The organism is Cellulomonas sp. P24 (assembly GCF_024704385.1).
Lineage (GTDB): Bacteria > Actinomycetota > Actinomycetes > Actinomycetales > Cellulomonadaceae > JAJDFX01.
Map to the genome: position 1 here is coordinate 2,454,370 of NZ_JAJDFX010000002.1, position 22,010 is coordinate 2,476,379.

Annotated in this window: 22 protein-coding genes; 14 read left to right on the plus strand and 8 right to left on the minus strand. The window is 72.1% G+C overall.

Annotated features, from left to right (window positions below; all coding sequences use genetic code 11):
- Window positions 1-23: 23 nt before the first annotated feature.
- Window positions 24-824: an exodeoxyribonuclease III gene (locus LJB74_RS11405; protein ID WP_259308644.1), complete on the minus strand. Its 801-nt coding sequence runs from the start codon at window positions 822-824 to the stop codon at window positions 24-26.
- 60 nt (window positions 825-884) lie between these two features.
- Between LJB74_RS11405 and LJB74_RS11410 the strand changes: the two genes are divergently transcribed.
- From LJB74_RS11410 to LJB74_RS11425, 4 genes are read left to right on the plus strand one after another with little or no spacing between them, the layout of a single operon-like run.
- Window positions 885-1,739 (plus strand): SDR family oxidoreductase, encoded by an 855-nt coding sequence (locus tag LJB74_RS11410; protein WP_259308645.1) that lies wholly within the window; start codon window positions 885-887, stop codon window positions 1,737-1,739.
- A gap of 20 nt (window positions 1,740-1,759) precedes the next feature.
- Window positions 1,760-2,341: an orotate phosphoribosyltransferase gene (gene pyrE / locus LJB74_RS11415; protein ID WP_259308646.1), complete on the plus strand. Its 582-nt coding sequence runs from the start codon at window positions 1,760-1,762 to the stop codon at window positions 2,339-2,341.
- A 23-nt stretch (window positions 2,342-2,364) separates the two neighbouring features.
- Window positions 2,365-3,087, plus strand: coding sequence for a hypothetical protein (locus LJB74_RS11420; RefSeq protein WP_259308647.1), 723 nt, complete (start codon window positions 2,365-2,367; stop codon window positions 3,085-3,087).
- Window positions 3,084-3,662 carry a LemA family protein gene (locus LJB74_RS11425; protein ID WP_259308648.1) on the plus strand — a complete coding sequence of 193 codons (579 nt, stop codon included), beginning with the start codon at window positions 3,084-3,086 and terminating at the stop codon, window positions 3,660-3,662. Before LJB74_RS11420 ends, LJB74_RS11425 begins: the two co-directional genes overlap by 4 nt.
- Before the next feature lie 143 nt (window positions 3,663-3,805).
- Here LJB74_RS11425 and LJB74_RS11430 read toward each other — a convergent pair whose 3' ends face one another.
- From LJB74_RS11430 to LJB74_RS11440, 3 genes are read right to left on the minus strand one after another with little or no spacing between them, the layout of a single operon-like run.
- A complete protein-coding gene (locus LJB74_RS11430) occupies window positions 3,806-4,582 on the minus strand; it encodes a YwiC-like family protein (protein ID WP_259310346.1) in 777 nt (258 codons plus the stop codon).
- Window positions 4,579-5,352 carry an HAD-IIA family hydrolase gene (locus tag LJB74_RS11435; protein ID WP_259308649.1) on the minus strand — a complete coding sequence of 258 codons (774 nt, stop codon included), beginning with the start codon at window positions 5,350-5,352 and terminating at the stop codon, window positions 4,579-4,581. The genes LJB74_RS11430 and LJB74_RS11435 overlap by 4 nt, the downstream gene beginning before the upstream one ends.
- On the minus strand, window positions 5,349-6,068 hold the full coding sequence (locus tag LJB74_RS11440; RefSeq protein ID WP_259308650.1) for a VTT domain-containing protein: 720 nt from the start codon (window positions 6,066-6,068) through the stop codon (window positions 5,349-5,351). Before LJB74_RS11440 ends, LJB74_RS11435 begins: the two co-directional genes overlap by 4 nt.
- A gap of 193 nt (window positions 6,069-6,261) precedes the next feature.
- Between LJB74_RS11440 and LJB74_RS11445 the strand changes: the two genes are divergently transcribed.
- The 4 genes from LJB74_RS11445 to fbaA all read left to right on the plus strand — a co-directional run bounded on the left by LJB74_RS11445 (window position 6,262) and on the right by fbaA (window position 10,362).
- On the plus strand, window positions 6,262-7,203 hold the full coding sequence (locus LJB74_RS11445; RefSeq protein WP_259308651.1) for an ABC transporter ATP-binding protein: 942 nt from the start codon (window positions 6,262-6,264) through the stop codon (window positions 7,201-7,203).
- Window positions 7,200-8,486: an ABC transporter permease gene (locus LJB74_RS11450; protein WP_259308652.1), complete on the plus strand. Its 1,287-nt coding sequence runs from the start codon at window positions 7,200-7,202 to the stop codon at window positions 8,484-8,486. The genes LJB74_RS11445 and LJB74_RS11450 overlap by 4 nt, the downstream gene beginning before the upstream one ends.
- Before the next feature lie 98 nt (window positions 8,487-8,584).
- Window positions 8,585-9,226: a TrmH family RNA methyltransferase gene (locus LJB74_RS11455; protein ID WP_259308653.1), complete on the plus strand. Its 642-nt coding sequence runs from the start codon at window positions 8,585-8,587 to the stop codon at window positions 9,224-9,226.
- A gap of 113 nt (window positions 9,227-9,339) precedes the next feature.
- Window positions 9,340-10,362: a class II fructose-bisphosphate aldolase gene (gene fbaA / locus LJB74_RS11460; protein WP_259308654.1), complete on the plus strand. Its 1,023-nt coding sequence runs from the start codon at window positions 9,340-9,342 to the stop codon at window positions 10,360-10,362.
- Between the two features lie 83 nt (window positions 10,363-10,445).
- Here fbaA and LJB74_RS11465 read toward each other — a convergent pair whose 3' ends face one another.
- A complete protein-coding gene (locus LJB74_RS11465; RefSeq protein ID WP_259308655.1) occupies window positions 10,446-10,877 on the minus strand; it encodes an STAS domain-containing protein in 432 nt (143 codons plus the stop codon).
- A gap of 97 nt (window positions 10,878-10,974) precedes the next feature.
- Here LJB74_RS11465 and LJB74_RS11470 point away from each other — a divergent pair, with 97 nt between their 5' ends.
- Entirely contained in the window at window positions 10,975-13,110 is a 2,136-nt protein-coding gene (locus LJB74_RS11470; RefSeq protein ID WP_259308656.1) for a SpoIIE family protein phosphatase, read from the plus strand.
- Here the strand turns inward: LJB74_RS11470 and LJB74_RS11475 are convergent.
- Window positions 13,107-14,573: an MFS transporter gene (locus tag LJB74_RS11475; RefSeq protein WP_259308657.1), complete on the minus strand. Its 1,467-nt coding sequence runs from the start codon at window positions 14,571-14,573 to the stop codon at window positions 13,107-13,109. The genes LJB74_RS11470 and LJB74_RS11475 overlap by 4 nt on opposite strands.
- A gap of 181 nt (window positions 14,574-14,754) precedes the next feature.
- Between LJB74_RS11475 and LJB74_RS11480 the strand changes: the two genes are divergently transcribed.
- The gene (locus LJB74_RS11480) at window positions 14,755-15,435 is read left to right on the plus strand and encodes a TetR/AcrR family transcriptional regulator (protein ID WP_259308658.1); all 681 of its coding nucleotides are present in this window, start codon (window positions 14,755-14,757) and stop codon (window positions 15,433-15,435) included.
- Window positions 15,436-15,522: 87 nt separating this feature from the next.
- On the opposite strand, the gene LJB74_RS11485 is transcribed toward LJB74_RS11480, so the two are convergent.
- Window positions 15,523-15,855, minus strand: coding sequence for an STAS domain-containing protein (locus tag LJB74_RS11485; protein ID WP_259308659.1), 333 nt, complete (start codon window positions 15,853-15,855; stop codon window positions 15,523-15,525).
- A gap of 161 nt (window positions 15,856-16,016) precedes the next feature.
- Between LJB74_RS11485 and LJB74_RS11490 the strand changes: the two genes are divergently transcribed.
- The 4 genes from LJB74_RS11490 (at window position 16,017) to LJB74_RS11505 (ending at window position 20,447) form a co-directional block, all read left to right on the plus strand.
- Window positions 16,017-16,460 carry a DUF3151 domain-containing protein gene (locus tag LJB74_RS11490; protein WP_259308660.1) on the plus strand — a complete coding sequence of 148 codons (444 nt, stop codon included), beginning with the start codon at window positions 16,017-16,019 and terminating at the stop codon, window positions 16,458-16,460.
- Window positions 16,461-16,646: 186 nt separating this feature from the next.
- The gene (locus LJB74_RS11495) at window positions 16,647-18,284 is read left to right on the plus strand and encodes a methyl-accepting chemotaxis protein (RefSeq protein WP_259308661.1); all 1,638 of its coding nucleotides are present in this window, start codon (window positions 16,647-16,649) and stop codon (window positions 18,282-18,284) included.
- A gap of 162 nt (window positions 18,285-18,446) precedes the next feature.
- A complete protein-coding gene (locus LJB74_RS11500) occupies window positions 18,447-19,733 on the plus strand; it encodes an adenylosuccinate synthase (RefSeq protein ID WP_259308662.1) in 1,287 nt (428 codons plus the stop codon).
- Window positions 19,734-19,805: 72 nt separating this feature from the next.
- Window positions 19,806-20,447 carry a GNAT family N-acetyltransferase gene (locus LJB74_RS11505; protein WP_259308663.1) on the plus strand — a complete coding sequence of 214 codons (642 nt, stop codon included), beginning with the start codon at window positions 19,806-19,808 and terminating at the stop codon, window positions 20,445-20,447.
- A 61-nt stretch (window positions 20,448-20,508) separates the two neighbouring features.
- On the opposite strand, the gene LJB74_RS11510 is transcribed toward LJB74_RS11505, so the two are convergent.
- Window positions 20,509-21,945, minus strand: a complete 1,437-nt coding sequence (locus tag LJB74_RS11510; protein ID WP_259308664.1) for an XRE family transcriptional regulator — start codon at window positions 21,943-21,945, stop codon at window positions 20,509-20,511.
- Window positions 21,946-22,010: the final 65 nt, after the last annotated feature.

The window sequence follows — 22,010 nt, forward strand, 5'->3', positions numbered from 1 at the left end:
CTAGCGAACCGGCGACGTCGTCGTCAGTCCATCAGGTCGAGGATCACCGGAACGTGGTCGGAGGCGCCCTTGCCCTTGCGCTCGTTGCGGTCGATCGTCACCCCGGAGACCCGCGCCGCGAGCGCGGGCGAGGCGTACGTGAAGTCGATCCGCATGCCCTCGTTCCGCGGGAACCGCAGCTGCTGGTAGTCCCAGTACGTGTAGGTGCGCTCGGCAGGGACGAACGTGCGGGACACCTCGGCGTACCCGGCCTTCGCGAACGCCGCGAACGCCGCGCGCTCGGCCGGGCTGACGTGCGTCTTCCCGGCGAACAGCTCGATGTCCCACACGTCGGTGTCGAGCGGTGCGACGTTCCAGTCGCCGACGAGGGCGACCTGCGCCGTCGGGTCGCCCGCGTCGGCGGAGATCCACGAGGCGGCCTGCGCGCGCAGCTCCTCCAGCCAGCTGAGCTTGTACGGGTAGTGCGGGTTGTCGAGCTCGCGCCCGTTCGGGACGTACAGGCTCCACACGCGCACCCCGCCGCACGTCGCACCGAGGGCGCGCGCCTCGACGACCGGCTCGTCACCGAACCCGGGCTGGTGCGGGAACCCGGTCTCGACGTCCTCGAGCCCGACCCGGGAGACGATCGCCACACCGTTCCACTGGGAGAACCCGAACGTCGCGACCTCGTAGCCGGCGTCCTCGAAGAGCGCGCGCGGGAACTGCTCGTCCTTGCACTTCGTCTCCTGCAGGGCCAGCACATCCGTGCCGCTGCGTTCGAGGAAGGCCACGGCGCGATCGGCCCGTGCACGGATCGAGTTGATGTTCCAGGTCGCCAGACGCATGTGCGCCAGGCTATCGGCCTGTTCCGCCCAACCGGCAGGAGAGGACCGTAGGCTGACGGCATGGGAACCGCACTGATCACCGGCGCGAGTGCCGGGCTGGGTCTCGAGTTCGCCTGGCAGCTCGCCACCGCCCGCCACGACCTCGTCCTCGTGTCCCGTGACGCCGAGCGGCTCGAGCGGCTGGCCTCCCAGCTGCGCGCCGCCGCCGGTGTGCGGGTCGAGGTCCTCCCGGCCGACCTGTCCGTCCGCGAGGACGTCGAGCGGGTCGCCGAACGCCTGCGGGCGACCACCCGCCCCGTCGGCCTCCTGGTCAACAACGCCGGGTACGGGCTGCACCAGAAGTTCGTCGGCGGCGACCTCGCCACGGAGGAGAAGGCGTTCGACGTGATGGTGCGTGCGGTGCTCGTGCTCTCGCACGCGGCCGCCGGCCAGATGAGCGTGCGCGGACGTGGGGCGATCCTCAACGTCGCCTCGATCGCCGCGCTGCTCGCGTCCGGCACCTACTCGGCGCACAAGGCGTGGGTGCGCACGTTCACCGAGGGGCTCGCGGTCGAGCTCAAGGACACCGGGGTCACCGCGACCGTGCTGTGCCCGGGGTTCGTGCACACCGAGTTCCACGAGCGTGCCGGGATCGACAACCCGTTCCCCGAGGTCGCCTGGCTCAACGCCGAGTCCGTGGTCGCGGCGGCGCTCGCGGACGTCCGTCGCGGCGTCGTGATCTCGACCCCGAGCCTGCGGTATCGGACGGTCGCCGGTGTCGCCCGGCTGCTGCCGCGCGCGGCCGTGCGCGCGTTCGGCTCGTACCGCCGGCCGGTCGACCCGGAGGCGACCGGGACGTCCGACGCGTCCGGCAGGTCGGGCGGCGACGCCCTCGACGGCCCTGGCGCCCCGGACGCCGCAGACAGCGCCGTCTAGGCACCGCTAGCCTGACGGACGTGCCAGACGACGCGACCTTCTCCCCGACCCCTCGCGAGCAGCTTCGCGACCTCATCTCCGAGCTTGCCGTCGTGCGCGGCAAGGTCACGCTGTCCTCCGGTCGGGAAGCCGACTACTACGTGGACCTGCGCCGCATCACCCTGCACCACCGGGCGGCCCCGCTCGTCGGGCACGTGCTCCTGGACCTCCTCGAGGAGGTGGGCCTGGGCCCGGCCGAGGTCGACGCGGTCGGCGGGTTGACCCTCGGCGCGGACCCGGTCGCCGGCGCCCTGCTGCACGCGGCCGCGTCGCGCGGCCTCGACCTGGACGCGTTCGTCGTGCGCAAGGAGGCGAAGGCGCACGGCATGCAGCGGCGGATCGAGGGCCCGGACATCGCCGGCCGGCGCGTCGTGGTCGTCGAGGACACCTCGACGACCGGGGCCTCGCCGATCACCGCGGTCGCGGCGGCGCGTGAGGCCGGCGCGGAGGTGGTCGGGGTCGCGGTGATCGTCGACCGTGACACGGGCGCCCGCGAGAAGATCGAGGCCCTCGGGGTGCCGTACCACGCCGTCTTCGGGCTCGCCGATCTCGGTCTGAGCTAGACGACGTCCAGGGGGACATGCGCATGACCGTCGTGCTGGTGATCGTGCTGGCCGTAGCAGTGGCCGGGTTCGGGCTGTGGCGCGCGCAGGTCCGCCAGAAGGCGCTCGTGGCGTGGGCGCAGTCCGCCGGGTGGTCGTACCAGGCGTCCGACCCGACGCTCGTCTACCGATGGGTGGGGCAGCCGTTCAACGAGGGCGGCCGCAACCGCCGGGTCCGGGAGGTCCTCTCCGGCTCGGTGACCGGCGCGGACGGGCCGCACCGGATCACGTCCTTCACCTACTCGTACACCAAGGACTCCGGCTCGAGCTCGAACGGCTCCCGCAGCAGCACGACGTACCACCACCACGTGATGGTCACCCCGCTCCCGGTGGCGCTCCCGACGCTCGAGCTCACCCACGACGGCCTGGGTGCGCGGCTCGCGAAGATGGTCGGCGGGCAGGACATCCAGTTCGAGTCCGAGGAGTTCAACCAGGCGTGGCGCGTGCAGGCCCACGAGCTCAAGTTCGCGCACGACGTCGTGCGGCCCCTGCTGATGGAACGGCTGATGCGGGCGGACGCCCGGTCGGTGTCCTTCCGGATCGAGGGTGACACCCTGTTGATCTGGGACGACGGTCGGACGAACCTCGACCGGATCGGCCCCTACAGCTTCATGATGGCGGCCGTCGTCGAGTCGATTCCCCGGTTCGTCTGGCAGGACCACGGCTACGATCCCCCTATCACCTCGAACGCCCGGGAGGGCCAGTGACCACCGCCAGCATCATCCTGATCGTCCTCATCGCGATCGTCGTCATCGCCCTGCTGTGGGCGGTCGGCGCGTACAACGCGTTCGTCCGGCTCCGCAACCTGGTGCAGGAGGCCTGGCGGCAGATCGACGTCGAGCTCACCCGTCGCCACGACCTGATCCCGAACCTCGTCGAGACCGTCAAGGGCTACGCGGCCCACGAGCGCGGTGTGTTCGACGAGGTCGCCCGGGCGCGATCCCTTGCGTCGGCGCCCGCCTCCGGACCCGCCGAGCAGGCCGCTCACGAGAACCAGCTCACCCAGGCCCTCGGCCGGCTCTTCGCGGTCGCCGAGGCGTACCCGGTGCTGCGTGCGAGCGAGAACTTCCAGCAGCTCCAGGCCGAGCTCACCAACACCGAGGACCGCATCGCCGCCGGTCGGCGGTTCTACAACGCGAACGTCCGGACGCTCAACACGCGCGTCGAGACGTTCCCGAACAACATCATCGCGGGCATGTTCGGCTTCGTCCGTGCCGAGTACTTCGAGACCGAGGACCCGGCCGTGCGCGCCGCCCCGACGGTGGACTTCGGCCAGAGCTGACCGACCCCGCACCCGGGCGCGGGTCACCGGGTCGCGCGGTCTCGGTGGTCGTGGAGCCTCGGTGGTCGTGGAGCCTCGCTGGTCGTGGAGCCTCGCTGGTCGTGGAGCCAGGTGGCCGCGCGACCGATCGGGTGTCGCGGCGCTCAGCGTGTGAGCAGGAGGATCCCGAGCACGACGCTCGCCGCGACCTCGCCGATCCCGACCGTGCGCGGCGAGAGCGCCGGCCACCGTCGCGGGACGACAGCGGCACGGACCGCGAGCACGACGAACAGCGCACCGAGCACCGGGTCGGCCCACGCCGTCGGCACGACGACCGCGGCGTGATACCCGACCGACGCCCACCACATCCGCGGGTTGCCGCGCTCGCGGATCATCGTCTTCACGTAGAGCACCGTCCCGGCGAAGTACGCGAGCAGCACCCCGGCGATCAGCCACGCATGCGGTGACGTCGCACCGGGCGGCCACGTGAGCGGTCCGGTCCCGACCGGGCCCTCGGCGTCGCCCAGCCCCCACGCGACCACCGCCATGAGACTCGCCGCGACGACGGTGACCAGGTCGTTCGCGAGCGACCGGTCGGACCGGCGGGCCGAGAACCACAGGCTCGCGGCGAGCAGCGGCGCGTAGACCGGTGCCCACCTGAGCAGGGCCGGGTGCGTGGCCAGCAGCACGGAACCGAGCGCGACCGCGACGATCGTGTACGCACGCACCGGCGGCCAGTAGCGCGCCTTGCGTCGTGACCTCAGCCAGAGGCCGGCGGCGAAGAACGCGAGGTACCCCACGAGCCACGTCGCCAGCAGCAGGAGGTGCGACCAGCGGACCCCGGAGGCGACCGCTCCGACCACCGGCGGGAGGAGCAGCATCGCCCAGGCGCCGTGCTGGTTCGGGACCCAGCCGGGGTTGCGACCCCCGCGAGCGCTCAGACCCGGCTCACCAGGTCCGCGATCGAGTCCACGACGTGGCTCGGCCGGAACGGGAACCGATCGACCTCGTGCGGCTTGGTGGAACCCGTGAGGACGAGGAACGTCTGCAGACCCGCCTCGATGCCCGCGACGATGTCCGTGTCCATGCGGTCCCCGATCATCGCGGTCGACTCGGAGTGCGCATCGATGCGGTTGAGGGCCGAGCGGAACATCATCGGGTTCGGCTTCCCGACGAAGTACGGCTGGCGCCCGGTGGCCGCCGTGATCATCGCGGCCACCGCACCGGTCGCCGGGAGGTCGCCCTCGGCGCTCGGACCGGTCACGTCCGGGTTGGTGCAGATGAACCGCGCACCGCCCGCGATCAGCCGGACGGCCTTGGTGATCGCCTCGAACGAGTAGGTCCGGGTCTCGCCGAGCACGACGTAGTCCGGTGCGGACTCGGTCAGCGTGTAGCCCGCCTCGTACAGGGCGGTCGTCAGGCCGGCCTCGCCGATCGCGTACGCGCTGCCACCCGGGACCTGGTCCGCGAGGAACTGCGCGGTGGCGAGGGCCGATGTCCAGATCGACGACTCGGGGACGTCGAGCCCTGCTGCCGCGAGCCGGGCACGCAGGTCGCGCGGGGTGAAGATCGAGTTGTTCGTGAGGATCAGGAACGGTCGCTCGGCGGCACGCAGCGCACCGATGAACTCGGCGGCGCCCGGCAGCGCATGGCCCTCGTGCACGAGGACGCCGTCCATGTCCGTCAACCAGCTACGGATCTCACGGTTCACGGACGCGGTGCTCCCGGCTCCACGACAGGGAGCTCGGCGACGAGCTCGGCGGCCTTCCGGCGCTTGCGCCACAGCTCGATCGCGATCGGCAGGACGGACACGACGACCACGAGCACCAGCAGGAACTCGATGTTGGCCTTGATGAACGGGATGTTGCCGAGGGCGTACCCGAGGAGGGTGACGCCGACGCCCCACAGGAGTGCTCCGACGGCGTCGAACGCGGCGAAGTGCGGGTAGTGCATCTTGCCCACGCCGGCCGCCACCGCGGAGTACGTCCGGACGAACGGCACGAACCGCGCGATGATCACCGTGCGACCGCCGTAGCGCTCGAAGTACGCGTTGGTCTGGGTGATGTGGCTCTGCTTGAAGATGCGCGAGTCCGGCCGGTTGAAGATGCGCGGGCCCATCCGGCGACCGATCCAGTACGCGGTCTGGTCGCCCAGGAAGGCGGACGCGAACAGCAGGCTGCACAGCAGCCAGAGCGGGAAGTGCAGCTTGTCCTGCGCGACGAACGCTCCCGCGGTGAACAGCAGGGAGTCGCCCGGGAGCAGCGGGAACAGCAGACCGGTCTCGACGAAGACGATGACGCAGACGCCGATCAGCGCGTACGCGCCGAAGGTCGTGATGAGGTAGTCGGGGTTCAGCCAGCTGGGGCCGAGGGCATGGAGCTGGCCGACGGCGGGCAGCACCTGGGCGAGAGCGGTCGGTACGAGCACGCTGCAAGAGTACGGTGCGCACCCGTGGTCTCCCGAGAGCACCCCGAGGACATCCTGTGAACATGACGTCACCGCGGAGCCGTTCGGACGGCGATACCGGGCCCGGAGCGGGTGCCACAGTGACTAGCGTGGTCCTCCGGTGCATGACGGTGCACAGCGGTGGCCCGGGTGGCCGCTCGAGGAAGGACGGCGCATGCGTGAAGGTCTCACGCTCGAGGCGGTGACGCGACGCTTCGGCGACCGCGTGGTGCTCGACGAGGTGAGCCTCGCGGCCCGTCCGGGGCGGCTGACGGGGCTCATCGGCGCCAACGGTGCCGGCAAGACCACGACGATGCGCATCGTCATGGGTGTGCTCACGGCGGACGACGGCGAGGTCCGCTTCGGGGAGGAACCGGTCGACCTCCGGCTGCGTCGCCGGTTCGGGTACATGCCGGAGCAGCGTGGGCTGTACCCGAAGATGCCGGTCGTCGACCAGCTCGTGTTCCTCGGGCGCATGCACGGCCTCGACGCCGCGACGGCGAAGGACCGGGCCGTCGCCCTGCTCGACTCGCTGGGGCTCGCGGACCGTCGCACTGACGTGCTCGGCACGCTGTCGCGCGGCGTCCAGCAGCGCGTCCAGGTCGCGGCGGCGCTGCTCCACGACCCGGTCCTCCTCGTGCTCGACGAGCCGTTCTCCGGTCTCGACCCGTTCGCGGTGGACCTCGTGGCCGAGAGCCTGCGCGAGCGCGCCGACGCCGGTGTCCCGGTGCTGTTCTCGTCCCACCGGCTCGAGGTGGTCGAGCGGCTGTGCGACGACGTCGTCATCCTCAGCGCGGGCCGGGTGGTCGCGGCGGGCGAGGCGAGCGAGCTCCGGCGGACCCGGGCAGGGCGGCGGCTGCGCCTGGTCGTCACGTCGCCGCGGGCCGACGAGTCCACCACCGGGACGCGGTCGCGCTGGGCGGAGCTCGACGTCGAGCTCGCCCGGACGCCCGGGGTCGTCGAGGTGATGGTGGACGGCGACGTGATCACGGTCGACCTGGACCCCGCGGCCGACGGCCAGGTGGTCCTCGCGGCTGCGCAACGGCACGGCGACGTCGAGGAGTTCGGCGCAGTCGTCCCGACGTTGGCGGAGATCTTCCGGGAGGTGGTCCGATGAGTGCCGACCGGACGCGAGGCGTGCAGGACGACGCCGACGAGCGACCGCGCCTGCGCGAGACCGTGGCCGTCATCGCCCGTCGGGAGATCACGGTCCGGCTCCACGACCGAGCCTTCCGCGGCTCCACGCTGTTCATGCTGGTCGTGGTCGCGCTGGCGGTCGCCGTTCCGGCGTTCATCCAGGGGCAGACACCGCGGTTCACCGTGGCGGTCAGCGGCAGCGCCGCGCAGCAGGTGGTGGGTGCGGCGACCACCCTTGCCGCCGACGCCCAGAAGAGCAGCAGCTCCACGGTGTTCGGCGTCGGGAAGCTGCCCAGCGCGATCATCACGACCCGTCCGGTCGAGTCGACGGACGAGGCCGAGGAGCTCGTCCGGGACGGCACGGTCTCGGCGGCCGTCATCGGCGACGACATCCGCATGCTGCAGCTGATCGCGAAGGGCGTGGTGCCCGACGTCCTCGGGACCCTCGTCGAGACGGCGTCGGCACAGCTCCAGATCTCCGCCGCGGCGGCCGACGCGGGGCTCACCTCGGCGCAGCTCCGCGCGATGCTCAACCCGACCCCGCCGACGACCACGGTCCTCGACGCCAGGACGCGGGGGTCGGTGCCGCCTCAGCTCCTGGTCGCCGTCGTCGCCCTGCTGTTCTACCTGTCGGTGCTCACCTTCGGGGTCTCGATCGCCCAGAGCGTCGTCGAGGAGAAGCAGTCGCGGGTGGTCGAGCTGCTCGTCGCCGCGGTCCCGGTGCGCTGGCTGCTCGCCGGCAAGGTGATCGGGAGCACCGTGCTCGCCCTCGCGCAGATCCTCCTGCTCCTCGCCGTCGGGATCGCCGGGGCCGCGGTCACCGGACGCGCGGCCTCCGTCGGGCAGCTGTTCATGGGAGCGGGGTGGTTCGTCGTGTTCTTCGTGCTCGGCTTCGTGCTGCTCGCGTGCCTGTGGGCCGTCGCCGGCTCGCTCGTGTCCCGGCACGAGGAGCTGCAGTCGACCACGATCGTCATGCAGGTCCTCGTGATGGTGCCGCTCGTCGCGGCCCTGCTCGCGACCGAGCCGGGGATCGTGCAGACCGTGCTGTCGTACATCCCCCTGACGGCGCCGTTGCTCATGCCCGAACGCGTGATCCTGGGAGATGTCGCGGCGTGGGAGCCGGTCGTCTCGGCGGTGCTCCTGCTCGCGTTCGCGATGCTCTCGGTCGGTCTCGGCGCGCGTCTCTACGAGCGTTCGGTGCTGCACACCTCCTCGCGGCTCCACCTCCGCCAGGCCTGGCGGAGGGCACGGGCGCGGGCGTGACGGGTGCGGGCGTGACGGGAGCGGGCACGACGGGTGCGGGGCCGGTGCGCGGCGTCGGGGCGGGACCTGACCAGGACGGCAGGCCCGACCACGACCGCATGCCCGACCAGGAGCGCGCCGAGGTCGGCGTCGGTCCCTGGCCCGGTGGGCGCGAGGCGTGGCCCGACCTCTCCGGACCGGACGGTGCGCGCTACGACCCGGTGCTGCTCGAGCAGGGCGACCGCCGCAACGTCGTCGACCGCTACCGGTACTGGACCGTGGAGGCCGTCGTCGCCGACCTCGACACCCGGCGGCACGAGTTCCACGTCGCGGTCGAGAACTGGTCCCACGACCTGAACATCGGGTCCGTGGTGCGGACCGCCAACGCGTTCAACGCCGCAGCCGTGCACGTGGTCGGCCGGCGGCGCTGGAACCGGCGCGGTGCGATGGTCACCGACCGGTACCAGCACCTGCAGCACCATGCGACGGTCGAGGACCTGCTGACCTGGGCGGACCAGGCCGGTCTTCCGGTGCTCGGCATCGACAACCTGCCCGGGTCCGTCGCCCTTGAGGGCTACCCGCTGCCCCGGGCCTGCGTCCTGCTGTTCGGCCAGGAGAGCGTCGGGCTCTCGGACGCCGCCCGTGCGGCTGCCCGCGACGTCCTGCACATCGCGCAGTTCGGGTCGACGCGCTCGATCAACGCCGCGGCAGCTGCGGCGATCGCGATGCACGCCTGGGTCGTGCAGCACGCGACGGCCTGACCTGCAGGGTCGCGCCGGGTGTCCGTGGGCACGAGGTCCCGCTCGCGTCGAGCGCCGTTCGTGCAAAACTTGGCCGATACGCCACCCCTCTCACACGTGCAGGAGATCTGCTGATGGGCATTGCCACCCCCGAGGTCTACAACGAGATGATCGACCGGGCGAAGGCGGGCAAGTTCGCTTACCCGGCCGTCAACGTCACGTCGTCCTCGACCCTGACCGCCGCGCTCCAGGGCTTCGCCGAGGCGGAGAGCGACGGCATCATCCAGGTCTCCGTCGGTGGTGCCGAGTACGCGTCCGGCGCGACCATCAAGGACCGCATCGCCGGCTCGCTCGGTCTCGCGGCGTACGCCGCCGAGGTCGCCAAGAACTACCCCGTCACGGTCGCCCTGCACACGGACCACTGCGCCAAGCAGAACCTGGACTCGTGGGTCCGCCCGCTGCTCGCGCTCGAGATCGAGCTGGTCAAGGCCGGCAAGCTCCCCACGTTCCAGTCGCACATGTGGGACGGCTCGTCCGTGCCGCTCGCGGAGAACCTGGTCATCGCCGAGGAGCTCCTCGCGCTCTCGCAGGCCGCGCGCACGATCCTCGAGATCGAGGTCGGCGTCGTCGGCGGCGAGGAGGACGGCCACACGGCCGAGATCAACGAGAAGCTCTACACGACCGTCGAGGACGGCCTGGCCACGGTCAAGGCGCTCGGCTCGGGCGAGAAGGGCCGGTACCTGACGGCTCTGACGTTCGGCAACGTGCACGGCGTCTACAAGCCGGGTGCGGTCAAGCTGCGTCCGTCGATCCTCGCCGACATCCAGAAGGCCGTGGGCGACGCCCTCGGCAAGGAGAACCCGTTCGACCTCGTCTTCCACGGCGGCTCGGGCTCGACCGAGGCGGAGATCGCCGAGGCCGTCGACAACGGCGTCATCAAGATGAACATCGACACCGACACCCAGTACGCGTACACGCGTCCGATCGCCGGCCACATGTTCGCCAACTACGACGGCGTGCTCAAGGTCGACGGAGAGGTCGGCAACAAGAAGGCCTACGACCCGCGCGCCTGGGGCAAGCTGGGCGAGGCCGGTCTGGCCGCGCGCATCGTCGAGGCCGCCCAGCAGCTGCGGTCGGCAGGCACCAAGATCCGCTGACCCACGCACGACGGAGGGGCCCGACGGCAGTCACGCCGTCGGGCCCCTCCGTCGTGCCGGGCTCCTCCGGCACCGCCCCGGGGTCAGGTGTGGTGCGACTCGCCGCGCTCGGACCCTCGAGGTTCGACGGGAAGGGCGTCGTCGTCCACGTCGAGGAGGTCGCCGATCCGGGTCACCTCGAGGAGGAACCGCACGGTCGGCGGCACCCGGAGCAGGCGGACCCGGTGGGCGCTGCGCGTCGACAGGCGAGCCAGGAACGCGACGCCCGACGAGTCCATGAACGTCACGTGGTGCGCGTCGACCTCGATCGGCAGGCCGGCCTTCTCGGCCTCGGCGCCGGCCTCGAGGAGCTCAGGTGCGAGGTCGGCGTCGACCTCGCCGGTGAGCACGATCCGTGTGCGCTCGGGACCGACGATCACGTGCACGGTCCCGGGCTCGACGGCCGTGGGTCGGCTCCCGGTGCTCGCTGCGTCTCGGACGGGCTCGTCCGGCGTCGGGCTGTTACCGTCGCGCACGATGCTCCTCTCGGGTCGGCCGAGGTCCGGGACGGATCCTCCGGACAGCCCGGGCGAGCTGCTGACCTGTGGGCACGCTAGACGATCGGAGGTGGTCGTGGTCAACCCTTCGGACCGGGACCCGTCGGACGCGGCGCTCTCCGAGGTGCGCGACCGCGCCCTGCAGGCCACCAGCGCGGCCTTCATGATCATCGACGCGACCGTGCCGGGTCGGCCGATCGTCTGGGTGAACGACGCCTTCACCCGGACGACCGGCTACCCGCTCGCACAGGTGCGCGGCCGCAGCGCGACCGTCCTGATCGGTCCCGAGACGGACCTCGCGACGATCGCCGCGTTCTCGGCCGCGATGTCGGCGGGACGCAGCGCGTCCGGGACGCTGGTCTCCTACCGGGCGGACGGGAGCCCGTTCTGGAACCACACCTCGCTCGCCCCGGTGCCCGATGCCACCGGACGGATCACGCACTGGGTCGTCAACCAGGTCGACGTCACGGACGAGATCACGACCAGCGCGGCACAGCGTCACGAGGTCGAGGTCGAGCGGCAGGCCCGGCACGAGCTCGCGGTCCTCACGGAGGTCTCGAACCTTCTGATGGATCTCGACGACCCGCACGCCCTGCAGGCGATCGCGGACGAGCTCGCCGGGCGCCTCATCGAGTGGGCCGGGTTCTTCCTCAACGACGGCGGTCTGCACGCCGCCGAGGGCATCGACGTGGACGCGCCACCGAGCGGGCGCGGTCGTCGGCACGGTGGCGGGGACATCCGCGACGGGGCTCGCGACGCACCCGACGACCCGCACGCGTCCGACCCCGTCCAGCAGCTCCTCGACGGTGGCGGCGAGCAGCCGGTCGACCTCGACCTCGGGGGGACGTTCCCGGACCGGACCGCGTCGCGCTGGCTCGCCGACCACCTGCGCGCGGTCCTCGGGCCACGGGGCGTCACGACCGTCGTCCTCTTCCCGGTCGAGGGGCGCGGTCGCATCCTCGGGCTCCTGGCCGTCGTGCCACGCGCGCGGACCGGCACCTCGGGGTTCGCACCGAGCACGCTCAGCGTGCTCGACCTCACGGTGCGTCGCGTCGGTCTCGCGGTCGACAACGTCCGCCTGTATGCACAGGAGCATGCCCTCGCCGAGACCCTGCAGAGCGCGATGCTGCCGCAGCAGGCCCAGATCGAGGGCGTCGACGTGTGGACGTACTACTCGCCGAACACGGGCCACGCCCAGATCGGCGGCGACTGGTACGACGTCCTGCAGGTGTCGCCGGACGTCGTGGCGGTCGTGATCGGGGACGTCGTCGGGCACGACGTCGAGGCGGCCGCCGCGATGGGCCAGCTCCGGTCCGTGGTGCGCTCGTTCGCGCTCGAGCTCGCGACCCCGGGGCCGGTGCTGGAGCGCGTGGACCAGGTCGTGAGCGGCATGACGATGAGCCGGGCCGCGAGCATGGCGCTCGTGACCCTCACGCACCAGGACGGGACCTGGCGGCTCGAGTACGCGCGCGCGGGTCACCTGCCGGCGCTGCTCGTGCGCGACGGGCACCCGACGCTGCTCGACGACGCGGGCGGCCCGCTGATCGGGTTCGGTGGCCGTCCGCGCGCCACGGCGCACCACGACCTGCGCCCGGGGGACGTGCTCGTCCTCTACACGGACGGTCTGATCGAGCGGCGCGACCGGCCGTTGCGGGAGGGGCTGACCGCCCTGCAGGACCTCGCGTGCGGCATCACGGCGATCGATGCCGCCGGGATCGGTGAGGACCTCGTCGCCGGGCTCGTCGACCGGCCGGAGGACGACGTCGCCGTGGTCGTCGTCCGCCTGCCCGACCACGCGACGGACGACCGGGTGCACGCGCACAGCCGCAGTGCGCGCCGGTGGGTGCTGCCGAGCGAGCCGGCATCGATCGGGCGGGCCCGTCATGCGGTGATCCGCACGGGTCGTGCCTGGGGGCTCACCGACATCGGGAGCGCGGAGCTGGTCGCGTCCGAGCTCGTCGCGAACGCCGTCCTGCACGGCTGGGGGCCGATCTCCCTGCGGCTGTTCGACACCGGGGACGGGCTGAGGATCGAGGTCGAGGACGCCAACCCGGCGCCGCCCGTGACGACCGACGGTCATCCCGGGCGCGTCGGCGGCTACGGCATGCGCATCGTCGAGCGGCTCGCGGACTGGGGCTGGCGCCCGCTGCCGAAGGGCAAGCTCGTCTGGGCGCGGATGCGGGTCGCCGAGGTCCGGGGTCCCGAGGACTAGCGCGGGCGCGACGGCAGGAGCGCGAGGACGAGGACGGCCCCACCGGCCGCGGCCGCTGCGCCGGCCGCCATGGCGACCCCGGTTCCGCTCATGAACGCGGCGCGGGCGGCGTGGGCCACGACCGGTCCGATCGTCCCGCCGGCTGCGTCCGCCACGGCGAGCGCACCGCCGAGGGAGCCGTGGATCGCGTGCGCGGCTGCCTCCGGCACGGGGTGACCGGCGAGAGCCGCGGACACCGACGACTGGTACCGGGTCGACAGCACGGACCCGATCACGGCGACGCCGAACGCCCCGCCGACCTGCAGGGCCACGGCGTTGACCGCCGACCCGATACCGGCGTCGCCCCGGGGGACCGAGCCGACGACCGAGTTCGTCGCCGTCGGCAGCAGCAGTCCCGCCCCGCACCCGATGAGCAGCAGCCCGGGAACGACGTCGGTGTAGACCGTGGCCGCGGTCGACACGGCCGAGACCTGCCACAGCCCGGCGGCGATCGCGGCCAGGCCGGCTGCAGCGGTGCCCTTCGTCCCGATGGCGTGGACGGCGTGGGCGGAGAGCGCCGCACTCACGACGAGGACGCCGGCGAGCGGGAGGATGCGCAGCCCTGCCTGGAGCGGCGTGTAGGCCAGGTCCGACTGCAGGAACTGCGTCTGCACGAACAGCGACCCCAGCAGGCCGAATGCCCCAAGGGTCTCGGCGGCCGCAGCGACGGAGAACCGGCGGTCGGCGAAGCACCCGAGGGGGAGCATCGGATGGCTGCTGCGGGCCTCCCAGACCACGAAGGCGAGCAGCACGCCGACGCCACCGACGCCGGCCCGGACGACCGGCGCCGACGTCCAGCCGTCCACCGGGGCCTGGATGATGGCCCAGAGCACCAGGCCCAGGCCGGCAACGGAGAGCACCGCACCGGTCGGATCGGCGGGCTGAGGGGCAAGGTTCCTCGACTCGGGCACCACCAGCACGGCGCCGACGAGCCCGGCGGCGACGACAGGGAGGTTGACGAGGAAGATCGATCCCCACCAGAACCTCTCCAGCAGGAGGCCGCCGGCGATCGGGCCGATCGCGATGCCGAGCCCGATGGTGCCGGCCCAGGCACCGATGGCCCGGACCCGCGCCGCCGGCTCGCGGAAGAGGTCGTTGATGATCGACAGCGAGGCCGGGATCGTCAGCGCGGCGCCGGCGCCCATCAGCGCTCTCCAGATGATGAGGGGGCCGGCGGAGTGCGCAACGGCGGCGCCGGCGGAACCCGCCGCGAAGACGACCAGACCGAGGAGGAAGAAGCGTCGTCGCCCGAAGCGGTCGGCCAGGCTGCCGCCGAGGAGCAGCAGGCCGGCGAGCACCATCGCGTAGGAGTCGACGATCCACTGCAGCTCGCTCGACGTCGCACCGAGGTCCCGGACGAGCGTCGGCAGGGCGACGTTGAGGATGGTGTTGTCGACGTTGATGATCAGCGCCGCAGTGCACACGACCCCCAGCGCAACGCCCCGCCTCCCTCGTCGAGTGGAGCGATGTGCGCGAGACACGCGGGCGTGTCCGCGCACATCGCTCCACTCGACCGGGGCGGGTGAGGGGGGTGACGCGGGAGTGGGTGGCATGTCGGCTCTCGATACTCACGGGTATTGAATACTGGTGAGTATGCTCGGGGATGTGGACGACGTCAACGCCATCGGGCGCCCCCGGCCGGACCGGTCGCCGGACGCGGGACCGGCGACTCGACCCCAGGGGCGACCAGGCCGTGCGGAGGTGCGTCGCCGCCTTCTCGACGCGGCGCTCGGCGTCTTCGCCGAGCACGGCTACGCCAACGCCCGTCTCGACGACGTCGCGGCGGCCGCCGGGCTCACCAAGGGCGCGATCTACTCGAACTTCACCGGCAAGGACGACATCTTCTTCGCGATGCTGGACGCGCAGGTGCGCGACCGGGTCGACGCCGTCCACGCCGCCCTGACCGCCGCCGAGGATGCCGAAGGCGCCCACGACGACGACGCCCAGGACGAGGACGCCCCGTACCGGATCGGGCGTCTCCTCGCCACGACGATCACCGAGCAGCGTGAGTGGCAGCTGGTCTTCCTCGACTTCTGGCTCCGTGCCGTGCGCGACGACGCCGTGCGCGCCCAGTTCCTCACGCACCGTCGCGAGATCCGCACCGCGATCGCCGACGCCGTGGAGCAGGTGGTCGGGAACCCGCCGACCGAGACCGGGTTCAGCATCGACGACGTCGTCACGCTCGTCCTCGCGCTGAGCAACGGCCTGACGATCGAGCAGAACATCGACCCCGGGTTCGTGAGCCCCGACCTGTTCGGCCGGGTCCTCGCGCAGCTCTCCCGGTAGCGGCCGCGGCTGCCGAGCTCCCAACCCCTCGAGCCGTCGACCCTTGAGCCGTCGACCCTTGAGCCGTCGACCCTTGAGCCGTCGACCCTAGGCCGGTCGGGCGTCGTCGCTCGCGCCGTCCGGGTCGATCCGGAACAGGTCCAGCGCGCCGCACACCTCGAGGACGAACAGGTCCCGGTCGCCCGCCCCGCGCAGCACGGTCGCGCCGCCGCGCTTGCGGCTCGCATCCGCGAGCGAGATGAGGAACGCCGCACCCGTGGAGTCCATGAAGGTCACCTGCGCCAGGTCGATCACGAGGAGCTGACGGCGGAGCCCGACGATGCGCGCGGCGATCCCGGGGAACTGATCGCGCGCGGCGAGATCGAGGTCGCCGGAGACGACCACGGTCGTCGTCGCCGACGAGGTCGAGATCTCGATCACCGCTGCGCACCAGGGGGTAAGGGGTCGGGGGATTCTCGACTGTATCCAGCGGCGCAGGTCGCCGCATGTGGGCGCCGGTCCGGTGCCCGCCCGCTGAGCGCAGATCGTGCGGCTCGCACGCTCCGGATGAGCGATCGACGGAGTCCTGCGACACTGGCCGCATGAGCGAAGTGCGCCGCCATGACCTGCTCGACCCCGCGCCGACGCTGCTGCCCGAGGACCACCCCGACGTCCTCGCCCGGGCCGAGCTCGGGGCCGGGGCCGATGCCGTCTCGGTCCTCACCGCGCACCCGGCGTCGTCCTACCTGTGGGCCGCGTTCTCCCGGGGCGCCCTCGGCACCGGGACCCCCGAGGGTGCGCTCGCTGCCTACGCGTATGCGCGTACGGGCTACCACCGCGGGCTGGACGCGTTGCGCAAGGCCGGCTGGCGCGGCCAGGGGCCGATCCCGACGGGCCACCTCCCGAACCAGGGGTTCCTCCTGAGCGTCCTCGCCCTCGAGCAGGCGGCCGCGGCGATCGGCGAGATCGACGAGGCGGAGAGGTGCGAGCGGCTGCTCCTCAACTCGGGGACGACCGCGGCGGAGGTCGCCGGGCTGCTGCTCTGAACGCCGGCTCCGGGCTCCTGCTCCGGGCGCTGGCTCCGGGCGCCCGGTCCGCCTCCCCGGAGGCTGAGTCAGGGGTTGCGTCTCGGCCCCTGCCGCGCGACAATCCGGCGCCTTTTCCTCAGGTCGTGGTGGTCGTCGCCGATGGCATGGCGACACGTTCCCACCGGACCTGAGGACCTCACGACCATGTCGACGCAGCCGCACCCCACCACACCGACGGCCGAGCGGCGCCGTCGCCGACGGCTGAGCGATCTCAGTGTCGCGGCCAAGGTGATGGGCGCGCTCGGGATCGCGATCCTGGCGACGGCACTCGTCGGCGGGGTTGCCGTCGTCACGACGTCGAACATGGCACGTGCCACCGAGCGGATGTACACCGAGCAGGTCCTCGGTACGTCGCTCGCAGGTCAGATGCGCTTCCAGATGCTCTCGGTGCGGGTGAACGCGCTCAGCGCGGCCTACGTCCCGGACAAGTCCGCGACGGCGGGGTTCCTCGACGCGCGGAACGCGGCCCTCGTCTCGGTCGGGGACATCGCCAAGCAGTACCTCGACACGACCTCACCGACCGCGGGGCAGCGCGCGGCCGTCGCGGCCGTCGTCACCGATGCCAAGGCCTACGGCGATGCGCTGGCCCAGGCCGACGTCCTGACGAAGGCGGGGGACGCCGCGGGCATCGAGAAGCTCCGGTCGAGCACGATCTCCCCGCTCGGCGTGAAGATCACCGACGAGATCGAGAAGATCGTCGCGGAGCAGACCAAGCTGTCCGCGGCCCTGAGCGCGCAGTCGTCCGCGGCGGCCTCGACGGCTCGCGGCTGGATCGTCGTCGTCGCGATCGCCGGTGCGCTGCTCGCCCTGCTCGTCGGGCTCGCTCTCGTCCGGCGCCTGCGGTCCGACGTCACGCGCCTGCGTCACGTCGCGGAGGCGCTCGCCGAGGGTGACCTCACGAAGCCGACGGGCCTGACGGGCCGGGACGAGATCGGCGTCACGGCGGCTGCGCTCGACGCCGCGGTCGTGAACCTCCGCAAGCTGATCCACGGTGTCCGGGACGCGGCGTCGCGCACGGCGGAGGCCGCGTCGCGCCTCTCGGCGTCGTCGGCCGAGGTGACCTCGTCGGCGCAGGAGACGAGCACCCAGGTGGGTGTCGTCGCCGGGGCGTCGGGCGAGGTGTCCCAGCACGTGCAGTCGGTCTCGGCGGGGGCGGAGGAGATGGGGGCCTCGATCCGGGAGATCGCGCAGAACGCCAACGAGGCGGCGAAGGTCGCGAACCAGGCGACCGGGGTGGCGGCGGCGACCAACGAGACGGTGGCCAAGCTGGGGGTGAGCTCGCAGGAGATCGGCAACGTGGTGAAGGTGATCACGAGCATCGCGGAGCAGACGAACCTGTTGGCGTTGAACGCGACGATCGAGGCGGCTCGTGCGGGTGAGGCGGGCAAGGGGTTCGCGGTGGTGGCCGGTGAGGTCAAGGAGCTGGCGCAGGAGACGGCGCGGGCCACGGAGGACATCGCCCGGCGGGTCGAGGCGATCCAGGACGACACCGCGAGCGCGGTGACGGCGATCGGGCAGATCTCGACGATCATCGCCTCGATCAACGACTTCCAGCTCACGATCGCCAGCGCGGTCGAGGAGCAGACAGCCACGACCAACGAGATGTCCCGCGGGGTCAACGACGCGGCGCAGGGTGCGGAGAGCATCTCCCAGAACCTCAACGGCGTGGCGACCTCATCGGCACGGTCCACCGCGGTGCTCGAGGACATGGGTGAGGCGCTCGCCCAGCTCGCCGAGCTGTCGGCGGGGCTCCGCAGCCAGGTGGAGATGTTCGTGGCGTAGGCCCGGCACGCGGTCCTCGGCCGTGCGTGACGGGTGGCCGTCGGGCCACGTCCGGTAGCCTTTCGGAGGTACCGGGCCGCTGTCACCCGTGCCCGAGGGCCCGACGTCGATCGCGGACCGGTCGGTCCTTCGTCGTCCAGGCAGCGGAGGAGTGGGGATTCCATGCCAGCCGTCGTGGTTGTCGGCGCCCAGTGGGGCGACGAGGGCAAGGGCAAGGCGACCGACCAGCTCGGCGCACAGGTGGACTACGTCGTGAAGTTCAACGGCGGGAACAACGCGGGCCACACCGTCGTGATCGACGGCGAGAAGTACGCCCTGCACCTGCTGCCGAGCGGCATCCTCTCGCCGGGCGTGACCCCCGTGATCGGCAACGGCGTCGTGATCGACCTCGAGGTGCTGTTCCAGGAGATCGACGCCCTGGTGACCCGCGGGGTCGACGTCTCCCGGCTCCTGGTCTCGTCCGCGGCGCACGTGATCGCGCCCTACAACCGGACCATCGACAAGGTCACCGAGCGGTTCCTCGGCAAGCGCAAGATCGGGACGACCGGTCGGGGGATCGGGCCCACGTACGCGGACAAGATCAACCGGGTCGGGATCCGCGTCCAGGACCTCTTCGACGAGAACATCCTGCGGCAGAAGGTCGAGGGTGCGCTCGACCAGAAGAACCACCTGCTCGTCAAGGTCTACAACCGCCGGGCGATCACCGTCGAGGAGACCGTCGAGGACCTCCTCCGGTACGCGGAGCGGCTGCGCCCGATGGTCGCCGACACCCCGCTGATCCTCAACCGTGCGCTGGACGCCGGGAAGATCGTGCTGTTCGAGGGCGGCCAGGCGACCATGCTCGACGTCGACCACGGCACGTACCCGTTCGTCACGTCGTCGAACGCGACCGCCGGGGGCGTCTGCACCGGGTCCGGGGTCGGCCCGACGCGGATCGACCGGGTGATCGGCGTCGTCAAGGCGTACGCGACCCGCGTCGGCGAGGGTCCCTTCCCGACCGAGTTGCTCGACGAGATGGGCGAGTTCCTGCGGGCCACGGGTGGCGAGTTCGGGGTGACGACCGGGCGCCCGCGCCGGTGCGGCTGGTACGACGCCGTCGTGGCGCGCTACTCGAGCCGGATCAACGGCCTGACCGACTTCGTGCTGACCAAGCTCGACGTGCTCACCGGGCTGGAGAAGATCCCGGTGTGCGTGGCGTACGACGTCGACGGTGTCCGCTACGACGAGATGCCGGCCGACCAGAGCAACTTCCACCACGCCAAGCCGGTGCTGGTCGAGTACGACGGCTGGACCGAGGACATCACGCAGGCACGGACGTTCGAGGACCTGCCGGTCAACGCGCAGCGCTACGTGCTCGCCCTCGAGGAGCTGTCCGGGACGCGGATCTCGGCGATCGGCGTCGGGCCCGGTCGCGACGCGACGATCCTGCGTCACGACCTGATCGGCTGACCCGACGGTGGTCGGCGGGATCGGACGGGTGCAGGTGGCGCGCCTGCGGGTGGACGACGCGAGCGTGTCGGCATGACGGGCCGTCGGACGTCCGTCCTCCCGGACTCCCGCGTGCTCGTCGGGCCGGTCGTGACGCTGCGACCGCTCCGCACGGACGACGCGGCGGAGCTGTTCGAGGCGATCGGCTCGGAGGAGGTCTGGGCCGCCGGGTACAACGGCGGCGAGGCCGCGCGACCGCGGAGCGAGGCCGAGACGGCGCGGTGGATCGACGCGCTCGTGCACCACGGCCCACGGGCGACCTACGCCGTGACCCTCTCTGAAGGTGCAGCGGGCACGGCCTTCGGTGCGCCCGGACGCGTCGTCGGGACCTCGTCGCTCGTCGAGGCCGACCCCACGCACCACCGCGTGCACCTCGGGGCGACGGCCTACGCGCCGCGGGTCTGGGGGACGGCGGTGAACCCGGCCGCGAAGCGTCTGCTGCTCGCCCACGCCTTCGAGGACTGCGGCTTCGAGCGCGTCAAGATCCAGACCGACCACATCAACACCCGCTCGCAGGCCGCGATCGCGAAGCTCGGCGCGGCGCGCGAGGGGGTGCTGCGCCACGAGATGATCCGGGCCGACGGGACCTGGCGCGACACCGTCGTCTTCTCGATCCTGGCCGACGAGTGGCCGGACGTGCGTGCGCGCCTCGATGCGAGGATCGCGGCCGGCTGAGGTGGACGGCCGAGGTCGGCCGGACCGTCGGTGTCGGACGATCGCGGTCGATCGGCCGCCGTCATCCCGTCGGCGCGTGCCGCTCGAGGAACGCGTAGACCTCGGCGTCGTCGACACCGGGGAACGTGCCGCCGGGCAGCGGGGCGAGCACCTGCGCGTGCAGCCGCGCGCTCGGCCACGACTGCTCGGCCCACCGTGCGCTCAGGTCGATCGGCGGCTGGCGGCAGCACGTCGGGTCGGGGCAGCGGGAGACCGTGTGGCGTGTCGTGTCGCGGCCGCGGAACCACTTCGAGTGCACGTACGGCACGCCGACGGTGATCGAGAACTCGCCGGACGTCGTCGCCCCGGTCTGCGCGGTGCACCAGAACGTGCCGGCGGGCGTGTCCGTGTACTGGTGGAACTCCGTCGCGCGGTCGCGCACGGTGAACGCCATGCGCGACGTCCACTGGCGGCACACGATCTGGCCCTCGATCGCGCCCGTCGGGTCGGTGGCGAAGCCGACCGCGTCGTTCTCGTACCCCCGGTACAGCGTGCCGTCGTCGCCCACCCGCATGAAGTGCACCGGGATCCCGAGGTGCGCGGTGGCGAGATTCGTGAAGCGCATGGCCGCGGCCTCGTGCGTGACGCCGAACGCGTCGCGGAAGTCCTCGATCGCGAGGTCACGTTCGCGCTTGGCGGCCTGCAGCACCTCGACGGCGCGGCCCCGCGGGATGAGGCAGGCCGCGGCGAAGTAGTTGATCTCCATCCGCTGGCGCAGGAAGTCCGCGTAGCTGGCCGGGCGCTCGTGCGCGAGCACCCGGTGCGCGATCGCCTGCAGAGCGAGGGACCGCAGGCCGTGGCCGCCGGGGATCGAGGCGGGCGGGAGGTAGATGCGCCCGCTCGCGAGGTCGGTGACGGTGCGCGTCGAGTGCGGGAGGTCCCCGACGTGCAGGATCTGGAAGCCGAGCTGCTCGGCCATCCGGGCGACCGCGCGGTGCGTGAGGGCGCCGGACGTGTAGCCGGCCGCGCGTGCCATCCGCTCGGCGGCGTCCTCGATGTCCGGGAGGTAGTTGTCGCGTTCGCGCATCCACAGGCGCAGCTCCGTGTTCGCGCGCCGCGCCTCCTCGGGGGTCGCGATCGACGCGTTCGCGCGGCGGGACAGCTCCTCGTGCAGACCGACGAGGGCCTCGAGGGCCTCGAGCGGCAGCGTGCGACCGGCGCGTACCGAGGGCAGCCCGAGCCCGGCGTACAGCGTGCTGCCCTGGGCGCGGTCGAGGGCGATCTCGAGGGCGGCGCGGCGGCTGGGCGGCTCGGTCGCGAGGAGGTCGGAGAGCGCGATGCCGAGGGCGCCGGCGATCGCCTGGAGCAGGGAGATCCGGGGCTCGCGCCGACCGTTCTCGATCAGGGAGAGCTGGCTCGGTGCGGTGGCGACCGCGGCGCCGAGCTGGTCGAGCGTGAGACCGGCCGCGGTGCGGAAGTGCCGGATGCGACGCCCGAGCGTCAGGAGATCGGTGGCCATGGCTTCACGCTAGCGAAAGATCGGTGAATCTTCACTCGTGATTCCGGTTGAAGGGTCGCCGGAAT